This is a genomic window from Pigmentiphaga sp. GD03639, from assembly GCF_029845405.1.
Classification (GTDB): domain Bacteria; phylum Pseudomonadota; class Gammaproteobacteria; order Burkholderiales; family Burkholderiaceae_B; genus Pigmentiphaga; species Pigmentiphaga daeguensis.
On record NZ_JAOCLR010000007.1, the window covers coordinates 231,951 to 243,856 of the forward strand.

Genomic DNA, 11,906 nt, shown 5'->3' on the forward strand with positions numbered 1-11,906 from the left:
CGGCCAGGGGCCGCCGGCCTCATCCTCCCTGGCACGTCGAGTAGATGCTGGCCAACTCCCTCGTCACGAGCGCCTGCCAGCGCATGATGATGTAGCCGCAGACGGCCGACGAATGGATCCCCTCGCACGGCCAGTTCAACGGCAACGTGCCGCCATCGGCCTTGGCGATGCTGTTGCCGCCGCCGTCGCTCTGGTTGGCGGTGGTGGCCGCGTCGCGCGCCGCCCGGTCGAACTGGTCCGCCTGCTCGCGCAGCATGGCGGCCGTTCCGCCCCCGGCCTTTACCTTGGCCAGGGTCGACGCCACGTTGATCTCCAGGATTTCCTTGCGGGTGTCGGCCAGCATGGGCGTGGTATAGGGGCGTAGCTGGGGCGCCAGGTGCGCCATGGTTCCCGTGCAGCGCCCCCCTTGCGCGCCGGCCGTGGCACGCGCGGCCGCCGCGCCGGCCACCGGGCCGGCCCCTTCCCCCTGGCGCACGGCCTGGGGCCGCGGCTGGATCTTCGGGGCGGGTCCATCCGGCAGCGCCAGCTTCACCACCTGTCCGCCTGGCGTGGTCACGCTGGCGTTGCGCAGTTCCAGGTAATCCTCGTCGATCGCGCGCAGGTCGCCCGTCATGCTCATTTCCTTCGCGTCGGCGAACTGCCGGGCCTGCGCCGGCGGCAGCGGCACCGAGACCTGCACGTTGCGCCAGGTGCCGATGAACATGCCCCGGTCGGCGTCGTAGTCCCGCAGCGCGACCTTCATCGTATGTGGCATGGTCAGCGTGGCCAGCCGCTTCTGGTACTCGGCCGAGGTCTCGAACTTGTCCTTCTTCAAGGCGGCCAGGAACGCCGTGGTCGCCTTGCCGGCGCCGTCGTCGTAGGCGAGGCGCCAGAGACGCGAGCGCCAGCTGAATGACTGGCCGGTCAGCAGGTCCTGCTGGATGATGTACCCCGCCTGGAACCGGCCGGGCGGCAGGGTGCGCAGCAACTGGCCCGTCTTCGTGTCGAACAACTGCGCCGGTATCTGGGACTCGGTCGCATACGACGTCACCAGCACCTGGTCCGGGTGGCCCGGCAGCTCCTGGAACACGCCGGAGAACGACCGGTCCTGTGGAGACCTGCGGTGCAGCGTCTGCAACGTGATGCGGCGCTGCCACGTCGACGGATCCATGACGTCGACCTTGCCGGTCTGCTCATCGTGCAGGTAGGCGATCTCCCCCCAGCCCATCAGCCGCTTGTTGCCGTTGCTGACGCGCACCATCGAACAATCGGGCAGACTCACCCTGACGGGCGGCTGTGCCGTCAGGATATTGCCCCGCTTGTCGGCATACGGTATCCCGGCGACATGGCCGGGCAGCTCGCACAGCATCTTCCCCTGGGCCACGTCCCACACCCTCAGCCGATGCGACGGGTTATCCCATTCCCCGATCTCGGAGTAGGCATACGGCGTGTTGCCTATCCATTGATAGCCGAGACGCTTGTACTGCTCCGCCGGACGCCGGTCGTCGCCGCGGAACTCGCCGGTCTTGACGCCATTGACGTAATAGCTGACCACGCCATCCTTGTGGGCGAGGAATTCCTGCCGGCCCTTGTCGTCGATGCGGGCAGCGCAAGCCTCGGCATCGTCCACCGACACGCCGCCCAGGTCGACTCCCCTGGCGTCGTAGTAGCTCACCCCCAGGCAGCGCAGTCCCTTGTCGGAATCGCTCATCCGCAAGTGCTGGACGATGTAGCGGCCGCCCACCTCCTTCGACCACGGAAAGTACGCGCTCGGCGGCAACGTGCGCAGCGAATTGCCTTGCAGGTCGACCACTTCGGAACCGTTCTTCAGGCCGCTTACCAGCAGCGCCTCGTTGCCGACGAAGGCCAGCGAGCGGGAAGACTGGCCGGGCGGCACGCGGGTCGGCACCACCCTGTCCTTGCCCGATGCCGTATCGCGCAGCATGATCCGCCCGTCCGTTGCCTCGAAGGCCAGCCAGGCGCCGTCGGGGGAGATACTGATGGTGGTGCGCGCCGTGATGTCGAAATCCGGCCGCGCGTTGCCGGTTTCCTGCATGCCGAGCAGGCTTTTGTGAATCACGATGCGGTCCTGGTACTCGGGCGGCGGCGCCAGCGCCCGCAGGGCCCGCTCCTGTTCCTGCCTGGCCGCTTCCCGCTGCTCCCGCTGCCGGGCCGCCGCCTCGCGTTCCCGCTGCGCCTGCAGCTCCTGCTCGCGGCGCGCGTTCTCGGCGGCACGCTGCTCCTCCTCTTCCTGCCGCCGCTGATCCTCGGCGAGGGCCCGGCCGGTCTGCTCGATGATCTGGCCGAGCTGGCGGAACAGCGCGCCGGAATCTGCCGCCCGGGCCGGCGCCAGGCCGCCCGCGCAGGCAAGCGCGACCAAACCGCCCAGCATGCGAGAGCGGCAAGAAGAAGTGATATCCATGATGTGACTCTGCCAGCAGGAAAATCCCAAGCACGGGCAGCAACTGTCCCCCTTGTCTCAGGATATCGTCATGGCAGAACCATCACATCACTCAAATGGGGCATCCGCGGCCATGAGGACGAGCCACGAAGCCAAATCCTATTGCCACGTTTCGTTTAATCAATTGGCGAAATATGGAAGCGCCCACTATCATCAAGAAGCATTCGCTCTAACTTCGATGTCGGATGGAATCCATGCTTCTGGAAGTCCTGCTGGTCTGGCTGGCCTGTGCGCTGCTGGTGGTGTACAGCGTGGAACGCAAGAGAAGAAAACGCGGCTCGGCCAAATGAGCGCGCCGTGCGGCGGCGCGATGGATCCGTACCTTTACAGGCACCCCACGGCGAAGCTGGACAGCAGCCGGGATTCCGGGACGCCGCCCGCATGGCAGGCGATGCGGAGGATCGCGGCGTTCAGGAAACAGACGGCCAGGAAGGCGACGAGGACACGCAGGAACCGCTTGAGCAGCGGCCTTTCCGTCTCGCTGTAATAGCTCATACGACGATGTGCAATTGATTCTAATTGCTAAACACGTTACAGCATCCTCCTTTTATTCGCAATTATGCGAACGATGTAGCCGTGATATGAACCGCCGGCCATAGGTCAGACGGACATCCCCCCCGACACCTCCAACGCCACGCCATTGACGTAGCTCGCCTCGTCGGAAGCCAGGAAGGCGTACACATTGGCGATTTCCTCCGGCGCCCCCAGCCGCCTCATCCAGCAGGAGGTGCGGAACCCGTCCAGCACCTTCTCGGGCATGCTCTTCAGGATGTCGGTCTCGACGAAGCCCGGGCAGACCGCGTTCACCCGTATCCCCTTGGGGCCCAGTTCGCGGGCCCAGGTCTTGGTGAAACCGATCACGCCGAACTTGCTGGCCGCATAGTTGGTCTGCCCGAAATTCCCGTACAGGCCGACCACGCTCGATGCGTTCAGGATGACGCCGCGCTGCTGTTCCAGCATGGTGTCGACGACGGCCTGGGTGCAATTGAACACGCCCTTCAGGTTCACGTCGATGACCTGGTCGAACTGCTGTTCGGTCATGCGCGCCAACCGCGCATCCTGCGTGATGCCCGCGTTGTTGACCAGGATATCTATGCGGTGGAACCTGGACTTGATGGCTGCGACGACCGCGTCGATTCCCTCGCGGTCGGTCACGTCCAGCGCATGGGCCACGGCCTGGTGGCCGGCCTCCTGCAGCGCCCGCGCCTGTTCCCGCGCGGCGTCGGCCGCCCGGTCGCACAGGATCACCGTGGCGCCCTCGCCGGCGAATTTCCATGCGGTGGCCCGCCCGATGCCGGCGGCGGCTCCCGTGATGATGGCTACTCGGTCTTTCAGCTTCACTGACATCCCCTCTGTATGGAATCCGGCCTCTTCCGGAACGCCGGGCCGGGCACCGGTTCGGCGCCAGTGTGTTTTTACCCTGTCCGGCGGAGTCCCGCATCCGCAGCAATGACGCGGTCATATCGACCCCCTAATCTGCGCCGCTTTCGGGGGAACAAACGATGTCCATACGTATCGCCAAGACCGGGCGCGGGGCGGCCGCCGCCCTGGCGCTCGCCGTGCTGTCCACGCTGGCCGCCTGCGGCGGTGGAGACGGCTCCGCTTCGACCGGCCCCGGCACGCCGACCGGCCCCAGCACACCGACGGATCCGGTCACGCCCACGCTGCGCGTCGGCATCCTGCCCGACACCCAGGGCGGCGACTCCGGCGTCGCCCTGCATCCCATGAAGGCCATCCTGGACCTGTACGCGAAGTCGGGGGTCAACGTGGTCCTGGCGGTGGGCGATCTCGTGGAAAACGGCACCCCGGCCGAATACGCGCTGTGGCGCGGCCTGGCGGAGCAGTACAAGGGCAGGATGACCATCCTGCCCATCATGGGCAACCACGACCCCAAGGGCATAGACCAGGACTGGTACGACACGGTGGAAGGCTTCATCCCCGCCGACGCATGGCACATGCCCGGCTCGGCCTACAAGAACTACGCGCTGGTGCGCGACAACGTGCTGTTCATCAACATCTCGTACGGCTGGCTGGAACGGGCCTACGACTTCGTGGAAGGCATGGTCAAGGAACACGGAGGCAAGGTCGACCACATCATCCTCCAGACCCACAACTCCTTCGCCGGCAACCGCTACGGCCTGGTACGGGAGAACATCGTCGACGGCAGCCTGGCCATCGTCAACGACACCAAGTTCCGCGAAGCCTACGACAAATACCGCAAGCTGTTCGCCGAACACGACGTGATCTACGTCTCGGGGCACGAGCACCACTATGCCCGCAGCCTCATCCGCGACGATTCCGACCTTGGCTTCCAGCAGATCATCTCGGGCGACGCCGCCTACAAGGGCTACGAGACGCGCTTCGGCGAACACGAACGCATCCAGAGCGTGCTGATGCACAAGGTGCAGCACGAGGACACGGGCTTTGTCGATGCCAACGCCTCGATCTTCACCATCCAGGGCGGCATGCTGGACTACCGCTCGTACTTCGCCACGCATTCCGTCACCCGCAACGAGGACGGCCCCAAGGAACTCACCACGCCGCAGTGGAAACTGCTGGACCGGTTCGTCCGCTCCACGCAGCGCTGTGAAAAGGTGGTGTTCCCTGGCAGCGTGCCCGCCGACATCCAGCGCAACAGCGCCTACGATCCGTCCTATCGCACCAGCTATTGCGCCTCGGCCAGCGGCCATCGCGCGCGCCTGCTGGACGGTACGAACCGCAGCTTCAACCGCTACGACACCCGCACCCGCGGCATGAGCGCCACGCCCGGCTACTCCTACGCCGGCAGCAACATGGAGATGCTGTCCATGATGTACCGCTACATGTTCATCAGCGACGAGAGCTTCAGCCGCAACCTCAACAACAGCCAGCGTGCGCGGCTGGTGAACGAGGGCACCGGGGACGAGGAGATCGAGGTCCGCGCGACCACCATCGACCTGAAGAAGCTGGTCGCGCTGAACTGGCAGGAGCGCGGCAAGGACACGGTGTCCGACGTGCTGTGGATAAGCGGCATCGCGGGGCAGACCGGCACCTACATCGATCCGTGGGGACGCGCCAAGGACATCACGGCCACCACCGGCCTGCCGGGCAGCTACGGCGACGGTTCGGAAAGCGGCAAGCTGCCGGTGCAGTTGCCGGCGCATGCCACGCGCCAGTGGGAACTCAGCGCCGACCAGGGCGGCGACACCTATGTGCTGGAGTTCGCGCTGCCCTCGGGCGCCGACGCCACCGCCACCACGCTGGCGCGCCGCGACGCGGACGGCAAGTGGGTCGCGCTGGCCTCCGCCGCGTGCATCAGCAAGCAGCCCTACCAGGCCGCGTTCTTGACCGCCCTGCCCGCCGACGTCGATGCCTCGTGCGCCGTGGCCGTGGGCTATGACGCCACGAAATCGGCCTACTGGGCACGGGTCGACAAGGAAGGGGCGTTCGCGGTGGTGGCGCGCTAGGCTCAAGCAAGGCCGTCCGGCGTTTTCAGGAGCCGGCCATCCCTATATCATTCCCGGGAACATGGCCACGATTCCTCTTTCCTGACATGCCGGCGGCGGCCAGCGGCCCCACCCCGGCCCCCGTCATCTCGCGCGGATCCCTGACGATCGCCGCCCTGTCGACGATCGTCGAATGGTACGACTTCACGCTGTACCTGTACTTCGCGACGGTCCTGTCCCGCGTCTTCTTCGGCGGCGGCGAGCTCTCCCTGCTGGCCACGCTGGCCGGCTTCGCCGTCTCGTACTTCATGCGTCCCCTGGGCGCCCTCGTGTTCGGCCACATCGGCGATCGCCACGGCCGCCGCCGGACGCTGCTGCTGTCCATGGCGCTGATGACGGCCGCCATGCTGGCGACCGCGCTGCTGCCCGCCTACGGCAGCCTGGGCGCCACGGCCGGCGTGCTGCTGCTGGTCCTGCGCTGCCTGATGGCCTTCTCGGTGGGCGGCGAATATACCAGCGTGGTGGCTTACCTGCTGGAAGGCGCGCCTCCCGGTCGCCGGGGCTTGGTCACGTCGCTCGCCTCGGCCGCCAGCGAAGTCGGCGCGCTGCTGGCGGTGGCGGTGTCGGCCGCGACCGTGGCGCTGCTGGATACCCCCCGGCTCGACGCCTGGGGATGGCGCATTCCCTTCTTCGTCGGCGCTGCCCTGGCGGGCAGCATCTGGATCGCCCGCTCGGCCATGCAGGAGTCGCCGGACTTCGAAAGGCAGCAGCGCCAGCGCACCATACCCGCCTCGCCCATCCTGCATACGCTCACGCATCACCGCACCGCCGTGCTGAGGACCTTCGCGATCTCGGCGCTGGGCTCCATCACGTATTACGTCGGCATCACCTACGTGCCCGCCTTCCTGTCCTCGAACGGAGGCCGCGGGGAAGCCGAATCGCTCTGGCTATCGACCGTCGCCGCCGTGGCGGTCATCGCGGCCACGCCCGTGGCCGGCGCACTGTCGGACCGCCTGGGACGCCGGCCCATGCTGATCGGGCTCGCCGTCCTGGGCGCGGCCCTGCCGCTGTTCATGTTCACCTACATGGCACACGGCACCACCGTCCAGGTCGCCCTGGGCGCTGTCGCGCTGGCGCTGGTCGCCGGCGGCGTCAGCGCCGTGGGCGCTCCCGCCACGGCCGAGCAATTCCCGGGCGAAGGCCGGCTGAGCGGACTCGCGCTGGGCGCGACCGCGGCCACCGCGCTGTTCGGGGGAATGACGCCTTTCCTGGCGGAATGGCTGGTACAGGCCACGGGCTGGACGGCCGCGCCGGGCGCGATGATCGCGGTGGTCGCGCTGGCGGTGCTGCCCGTCCTGCGGCAAATGCCGGAGACCGCGCCTCGGGCGGCACATGAGCGGGCCTCGCCGGCCACCGAGTCTTCCCGCTAGTGCCGGGCGCCAGGCGGTTCGGGTGAACGGCGCCGCCCTGCCCGCTATTCCTCGGGCACCCTGAGCAGCACCGTGTCGTCCGGCCCCACCGACCGCCCGTCCGGCGCACGGATGTCCAGCCGGACCGGCAGGCCGGTCTCGCGGTCGACCAGTTCGGAATGCGCTTCGCCCGGCTTGAACAGATGGCGCTCGCCGAACTGGCGCAGGGCAACCATCACCGGGAACAGGTCCCGGCCCATGGCCGTCAGGCGGTACTCCATCCGCGCGCCGCTGTCCCCCACCGGGACGGCCTCCAGGATGCCGCGCGACACCAGGGTGCGCAGGCGCTCGGTCAGGATGTTCTTCGCGATGCCCAGGCTTTTCTGGAACTCGCTGAAACGCGTCAGGCCATCGAACGCGTCGCGCACGATCAACAGCGACCACCAGTCGCCGATCACGTCCAGCGACCGGGCGCTGGGGCAGTAATCCCCCTTCAGGCTTTTTCGTCCGACCATGGTCCGCGCTCCATCGATTATTAGGTTGCATTATAAAACTAAAACCCTTATCCTCCCGAACGGTTTTGTAATGAAACCAAATTATCGGGAGTTTCAACCATGGGTTCTACAGCAAGCGCGGCGCCATCGCCGCTCACGCGTCCGGTCACGCTGCTTTTCGCGGTCGCCAGCGGCCTGGCCGTCGCCAACGCCTATTTCGCCCACCCCTTGCTGGACGTCATGGCGGACGACCTCGGCCTGTCGCACGCGGTGGCCGGCCTCATCGTGGGCGCGACCCAGCTCGGGTACGGGCTGGGCCTGGTCCTGCTGGTGCCGCTGGGCGACCTGCTCGATCGCCGCATGCTCATCATCGGGCAGTCGCTGCTTTCCGTGCTGGCCCTGGCCTGCGCAGGACTCTCATCGACGGCGGCCATGCTGCTCGCCTCCATGGCGGCCGTGGGCCTGCTCGCGGTCGTCACCCAGGCGCTGGTCGCCTACGCGGCCACGCTCGCCCGGCCATCCGAACGAGGCCAGGTCGTGGGCGTGGTCACCAGCGGCATCGTGCTCGGCATACTGTCGGCGCGCACCGCCGCGGGCCTCCTGACCGACCTGTCGGGATGGCGGACGGTGTACCTGGTGTCGGCGGCGCTGACGCTGGCGATCGCCGGGCTGCTCTACAAGGCCCTGCCCCGCCAGCGGCGCACCGGGACCCGGATTTCCTATCCGCGCCTGATCGCATCGGTGTTCACGCTGTTCCTGGAAGAACCGGTCTTGCGCATCCGCGCCATCATCGCGATGCTGATCTTCGCCGACATCACGACGCTGCTCGCGCCCATGGTGCTGCCGCTCGCCGCGCCACCCTTCTCGCTCTCCCATACCGAGGTCGGCCTGTTCGGACTGGCCGGGGCCGCCGGCGCGCTGGGCGCCGCGCGCGCCGGCCGCTGGGCCGATCGCGGGCACGGCCAGCGCACGACCGGCATCGCGCTCGCCCTGATGCTGGCCTCCTGGCTGCCGATCTCGATGCTGCCGCATTCCATCCTGTGGCTGGTCCTGGGCGTCCTGGTGATCGACTTCGGGCTGCAGGCGGCGCACGTCACCAACCAGGGCATGATCTATCGCGTGCGGCCCGAAGCGCAGAATCGCCTGACCGCCGCCTACATGGTGTTCTACTCCATCGGCAGCGCGGCCGGCTCATCGATCTCGACCATGGTCTATGCCCACGCGGGCTGGAACGGCGTGTGCCTGATGGGCGCGGGCATCGGCGCTGCGGCCCTGCTCTTCTGGGCGGCCACCCTGCGCGCCACGCCGGCGGCGGCTACCGCCCGGACGGCCGGTTCCGCCCCCGGCTAGCGCCGGTCCGGACCGAGCTCGGCCTCCGCCAGCTCCGCGATGCGCAAGGTCGGCGCCACGAGCTCGTCCTCGCCGTCCTCGATGAGCCAGGTGGCGGACAGGCCGGCCCAGGCCAGGATCCATTGCAGCAGGCGCTGGCGCTCCAGCCCCGCCGCCCGGGCGACGATGTCCGCCTGCCGCGCCAGGCGCCCCGGGGCCAGGGCGATCGCGTGGTCCGGATTGCAGAACAGGTTGGCATAGTCGAAGCCACGCTCGCCCTCCAGCCGTTTCGGATCGATGGCCAGCCAGCCCCGCTCGCCGAAGTCCAGGACGTTGCCGTGGTGGATGTCCCCGTGCAGCGGCACGACGTCCCTAGGCTCGGCCAGCAGCGCCCGGGCCGCGCCGGCCGACCTGGTCAGGATGCCGCCCAGGCGGGCCGCCACCGGTTCGAGCGCCCGGAACCGCTCGGCCAGCGGCACCAGTGCCGGCGCGGGTTTGCCGCGCGGGGCATGCAGCGCGGCGACGGTCCGGCAGATGATGCGGCTGGCTTCGTCGTCCTGCCCCGCCCGCGCCATGCCGGCCAGCGACCGCGTCCCCAGGGCGCGCTCGAGCAGGATCGCGTCGCCCTCGTGCTCCAGCACGCGCGCCGCGCCCACGCCGTCCCACCACACCATCAGGCCCGCGCCCCAGCGCTCTTCGGATTCGGTGGAAATCTTCAGCATGGCGGCCTTGCCGTCGCGCCGCACCGGCAGCAAGAGGCTCGAATGCGTGGTGCACGGATCGCCGTCGGGCTCCAGGCTCCAGCGGGCAAGCCAGGCGTCGAAAGCTTGGGGGCGAGTCATGGAGGAATGCTCTCTACGTGGAACAACGTGTCAAACTAGCACACCGACATTGTCCTAGGACGACATGAGAATACGAGGAAAGAGCGCGGCCGAGATCTTCGACAGCGTTCGCGCGCAAGTCCAGTCCCAGCAACTCCTGCCCGGCCAGGGCCTGCCGCCCGTGCGCGAGCTGGCGGCGCAGCTGGACGTCAACCGCAATACCGTGGCCGCCGCGTACAAGCGCCTCGTGGCGGCGGGCATCGCCACCGCCCAGGGCCGGCGCGGCACCACCATACGCGGCCAGGGGCCCGGAGAACAGGAAGGCGCGCTGCCCGATTCGCCGCTGGTGGACCTGGCCAGCGGCAACCCCGACCCGGCCTGGCTGCCGGACCTGGCCGCGGCGCTGCACGCCAGGCCCTACCGGCCCCGGCTCTACGGCGAACCGCTGATCAACGCGGGACTCGAGGCCCATGCCCGCGCCTGGTTCGCCCAGGACTGCCCGGCTCCCTTCGAGGTCGACCTGGCCCATGGCGCGGTCGACGCCATCGAACGCCTGCTGGGCGCCCTGCTCGTTCCGGGCGACAAGGTCGCGGTGGAAAACCCCTGCTTCCTGAGCAGCATCAACCTGCTGCGCGTGGCCGGCCTGCAGGCGGTGGGCGTACCGGTCGACGCCGAGGGCATGCAGGCGCCGGCGCTGGAAGCCGCGCTGGCCAAGGGAGTCCGGGCCGTCATCCTGACGCCCCGTGCGCACAACCCCACCGGCTGCAACCTGAGCGCCAGGCGGGCGCGCGCGCTATCGCGCGTCCTGGCGAAACATCCGCACGTCGCCGTGATCCTGGACGACCACTTCGCCCTGCTGGCGACCGCCGCCTATCACTCCGTGCTGCCCGCGGGCACGCGGCGCTGGGCCCTGGTGCGTTCGCTCACCAAGGCACTGGGGCCCGATATCCGGATGGCACTGGTGGCCAGCGATGAAGCGACTTCCCGGCAATTGCGCCTGCGCCTGGCATCGGGCACGAACTGGGTCAGCCACCTGCTGCAGGACATGGCGGAAACCACGCTGGGCAGCCCCGACGCCATCCGGCTGATGTCCCGCGCCCGCAAGGACTATGCCGTGCGCAGGAAGCGCCTGGAGGATGCCCTGGGGGAACGGGGCATCGCCTGCCTGGAAGGCGGGGACGGACTCAATCTGTGGGTGCCGCTGGCCACCGACGACCAGGCGGTCGCCCAGACCCTGGCGCGGCGGGGCTGGCTGGTCCGCCACGGACAGCCCTTCGGCGTGCACGAAGCCGTGCCCGGGCTGCGCATCACCCTGTCGGGCATCGAGCCGGCGCAATGCCGGCGGATCGCCTCGGACCTGCGGCACTGCCTGGGCTAGGGCGCCGGCGCCACGCAGGCATCCGGGCCGCATCCCGCGCCGGCCGGTCCGCTTGCGGGCGTGCCGGCGCCACCGCCTTCCTCGCCTTCCTCCAGCAGACGGCCGATGGCCGAGCCCAGGGCCAGGTCGTCGATGCTGCCCAGGTGATGCAGGCGGATGTGACCGCGGCGGTCCAGCAGCACCAGGCTGGGCGTGCCGCCCAGGGCATAGTCCCGCATCGTCATCGGAATGTTCCCATCCGGCGCGGGACGGTCGATCCCGATGGGGAAGCTCCAGCGATATTCGTGCGTGAAGGCCCGCAGCGCGGCCGGCCCCGTCACGTCGTGGTGCTCGAACACCGTATGCAGTCCGATCACGGCCACGTCGTCCTCGCGGAACATGCGATGCACGCGCTCGGCCTGCGGCAGGCCATGCGCCAGGCAGGCCGGGCACAACATCTGGAAGGCGTACAGCAGCACCACCTTCCCACGCAGGCCGGCCAGGTCGATGGGCGCGGAGACGTTCAGCCACTCGTCCACCTGCAACGGCGGCGCTTCCACGGTATGGGGCTTGGGTCGGGACATGTCGGACTCCTGTAGTCGTGCCTGAACATGATACTCTTTTGGCATAG

The 11,906-nt window shown here is 68.6% G+C and carries 10 protein-coding genes; 4 read left to right on the top strand and 6 right to left on the bottom strand.

Annotated elements, in window-relative coordinates:
• Positions 1 to 19 precede the first annotated feature (19 nt).
• The 3 genes from N5K27_RS10405 to fabG form a co-directional block, all read right to left on the bottom strand.
• Positions 20 to 2,401, bottom strand: coding sequence for a hypothetical protein (locus N5K27_RS10405; RefSeq protein ID WP_132979195.1), 2,382 nt, complete (start codon positions 2,399 to 2,401; stop codon positions 20 to 22).
• A gap of 363 nt (positions 2,402 to 2,764) precedes the next feature.
• A complete protein-coding gene (locus N5K27_RS10410; RefSeq protein ID WP_165963053.1) occupies positions 2,765 to 2,935 on the bottom strand; it encodes a hypothetical protein in 171 nt (56 codons plus the stop codon).
• A 105-nt stretch (positions 2,936 to 3,040) separates the two neighbouring features.
• Positions 3,041 to 3,781, bottom strand: a complete 741-nt coding sequence (gene fabG / locus N5K27_RS10415; protein WP_087837467.1) for a 3-oxoacyl-ACP reductase FabG — start codon at positions 3,779 to 3,781, stop codon at positions 3,041 to 3,043.
• A gap of 161 nt (positions 3,782 to 3,942) precedes the next feature.
• Here fabG and N5K27_RS10420 point away from each other — a divergent pair, with 161 nt between their 5' ends.
• Entirely contained in the window at positions 3,943 to 5,886 is a 1,944-nt protein-coding gene (locus N5K27_RS10420) for a metallophosphoesterase (protein ID WP_279816224.1), read from the top strand.
• An 86-nt stretch (positions 5,887 to 5,972) separates the two neighbouring features.
• A complete protein-coding gene (locus tag N5K27_RS10425; RefSeq protein ID WP_087837469.1) occupies positions 5,973 to 7,295 on the top strand; it encodes an MFS transporter in 1,323 nt (440 codons plus the stop codon).
• A 44-nt stretch (positions 7,296 to 7,339) separates the two neighbouring features.
• Here the strand turns inward: N5K27_RS10425 and N5K27_RS10430 are convergent, their stop codons facing one another.
• Positions 7,340 to 7,789 carry a helix-turn-helix domain-containing protein gene (locus tag N5K27_RS10430; RefSeq protein ID WP_087837470.1) on the bottom strand — a complete coding sequence of 150 codons (450 nt, stop codon included), beginning with the start codon at positions 7,787 to 7,789 and terminating at the stop codon, positions 7,340 to 7,342.
• Between the two features lie 99 nt (positions 7,790 to 7,888).
• Between N5K27_RS10430 and N5K27_RS10435 the strand changes: the two genes are divergently transcribed.
• On the top strand, positions 7,889 to 9,118 hold the full coding sequence (locus tag N5K27_RS10435; RefSeq protein WP_279816227.1) for an MFS transporter: 1,230 nt from the start codon (positions 7,889 to 7,891) through the stop codon (positions 9,116 to 9,118).
• Here the strand turns inward: N5K27_RS10435 and N5K27_RS10440 are convergent.
• Positions 9,115 to 9,939 (bottom strand): aminoglycoside phosphotransferase family protein, encoded by an 825-nt coding sequence (locus N5K27_RS10440; RefSeq protein WP_279816229.1) that lies wholly within the window; start codon positions 9,937 to 9,939, stop codon positions 9,115 to 9,117. The genes N5K27_RS10435 and N5K27_RS10440 overlap by 4 nt on opposite strands.
• Positions 9,940 to 10,003: 64 nt before the next feature.
• Between N5K27_RS10440 and ptsJ the strand changes: the two genes are divergently transcribed.
• On the top strand, positions 10,004 to 11,296 hold the full coding sequence (ptsJ, locus tag N5K27_RS10445; RefSeq protein WP_279816231.1) for a transcriptional regulator PtsJ: 1,293 nt from the start codon (positions 10,004 to 10,006) through the stop codon (positions 11,294 to 11,296).
• Here the strand turns inward: ptsJ and N5K27_RS10450 are convergent.
• Positions 11,293 to 11,859, bottom strand: coding sequence for a TlpA disulfide reductase family protein (locus tag N5K27_RS10450; protein ID WP_279816233.1), 567 nt, complete (start codon positions 11,857 to 11,859; stop codon positions 11,293 to 11,295). The genes ptsJ and N5K27_RS10450 overlap by 4 nt on opposite strands.
• Positions 11,860 to 11,906: the final 47 nt, after the last annotated feature.

Coding starts and splice junctions, on each gene's coding strand:
- N5K27_RS10405 (WP_132979195.1), bottom strand. CDS start 2,401: ATGGATATCACTTCTTCTTGCCGCTCTCGCATGCTGGGCGGTTTGGTC.
- N5K27_RS10410 (WP_165963053.1), bottom strand. CDS start 2,935: ATGAGCTATTACAGCGAGACGGAAAGGCCGCTGCTCAAGCGGTTCCTG.
- N5K27_RS10420 (WP_279816224.1), top strand. CDS start 3,943: ATGTCCATACGTATCGCCAAGACCGGGCGCGGGGCGGCCGCCGCCCTG.
- N5K27_RS10425 (WP_087837469.1), top strand. CDS start 5,973: ATGCCGGCGGCGGCCAGCGGCCCCACCCCGGCCCCCGTCATCTCGCGC.
- N5K27_RS10430 (WP_087837470.1), bottom strand. CDS start 7,789: ATGGTCGGACGAAAAAGCCTGAAGGGGGATTACTGCCCCAGCGCCCGG.
- N5K27_RS10435 (WP_279816227.1), top strand. CDS start 7,889: ATGGGTTCTACAGCAAGCGCGGCGCCATCGCCGCTCACGCGTCCGGTC.
- N5K27_RS10440 (WP_279816229.1), bottom strand. CDS start 9,939: ATGACTCGCCCCCAAGCTTTCGACGCCTGGCTTGCCCGCTGGAGCCTG.
- ptsJ (WP_279816231.1), top strand. CDS start 10,004: ATGAGAATACGAGGAAAGAGCGCGGCCGAGATCTTCGACAGCGTTCGC.
- N5K27_RS10450 (WP_279816233.1), bottom strand. CDS start 11,859: ATGTCCCGACCCAAGCCCCATACCGTGGAAGCGCCGCCGTTGCAGGTG.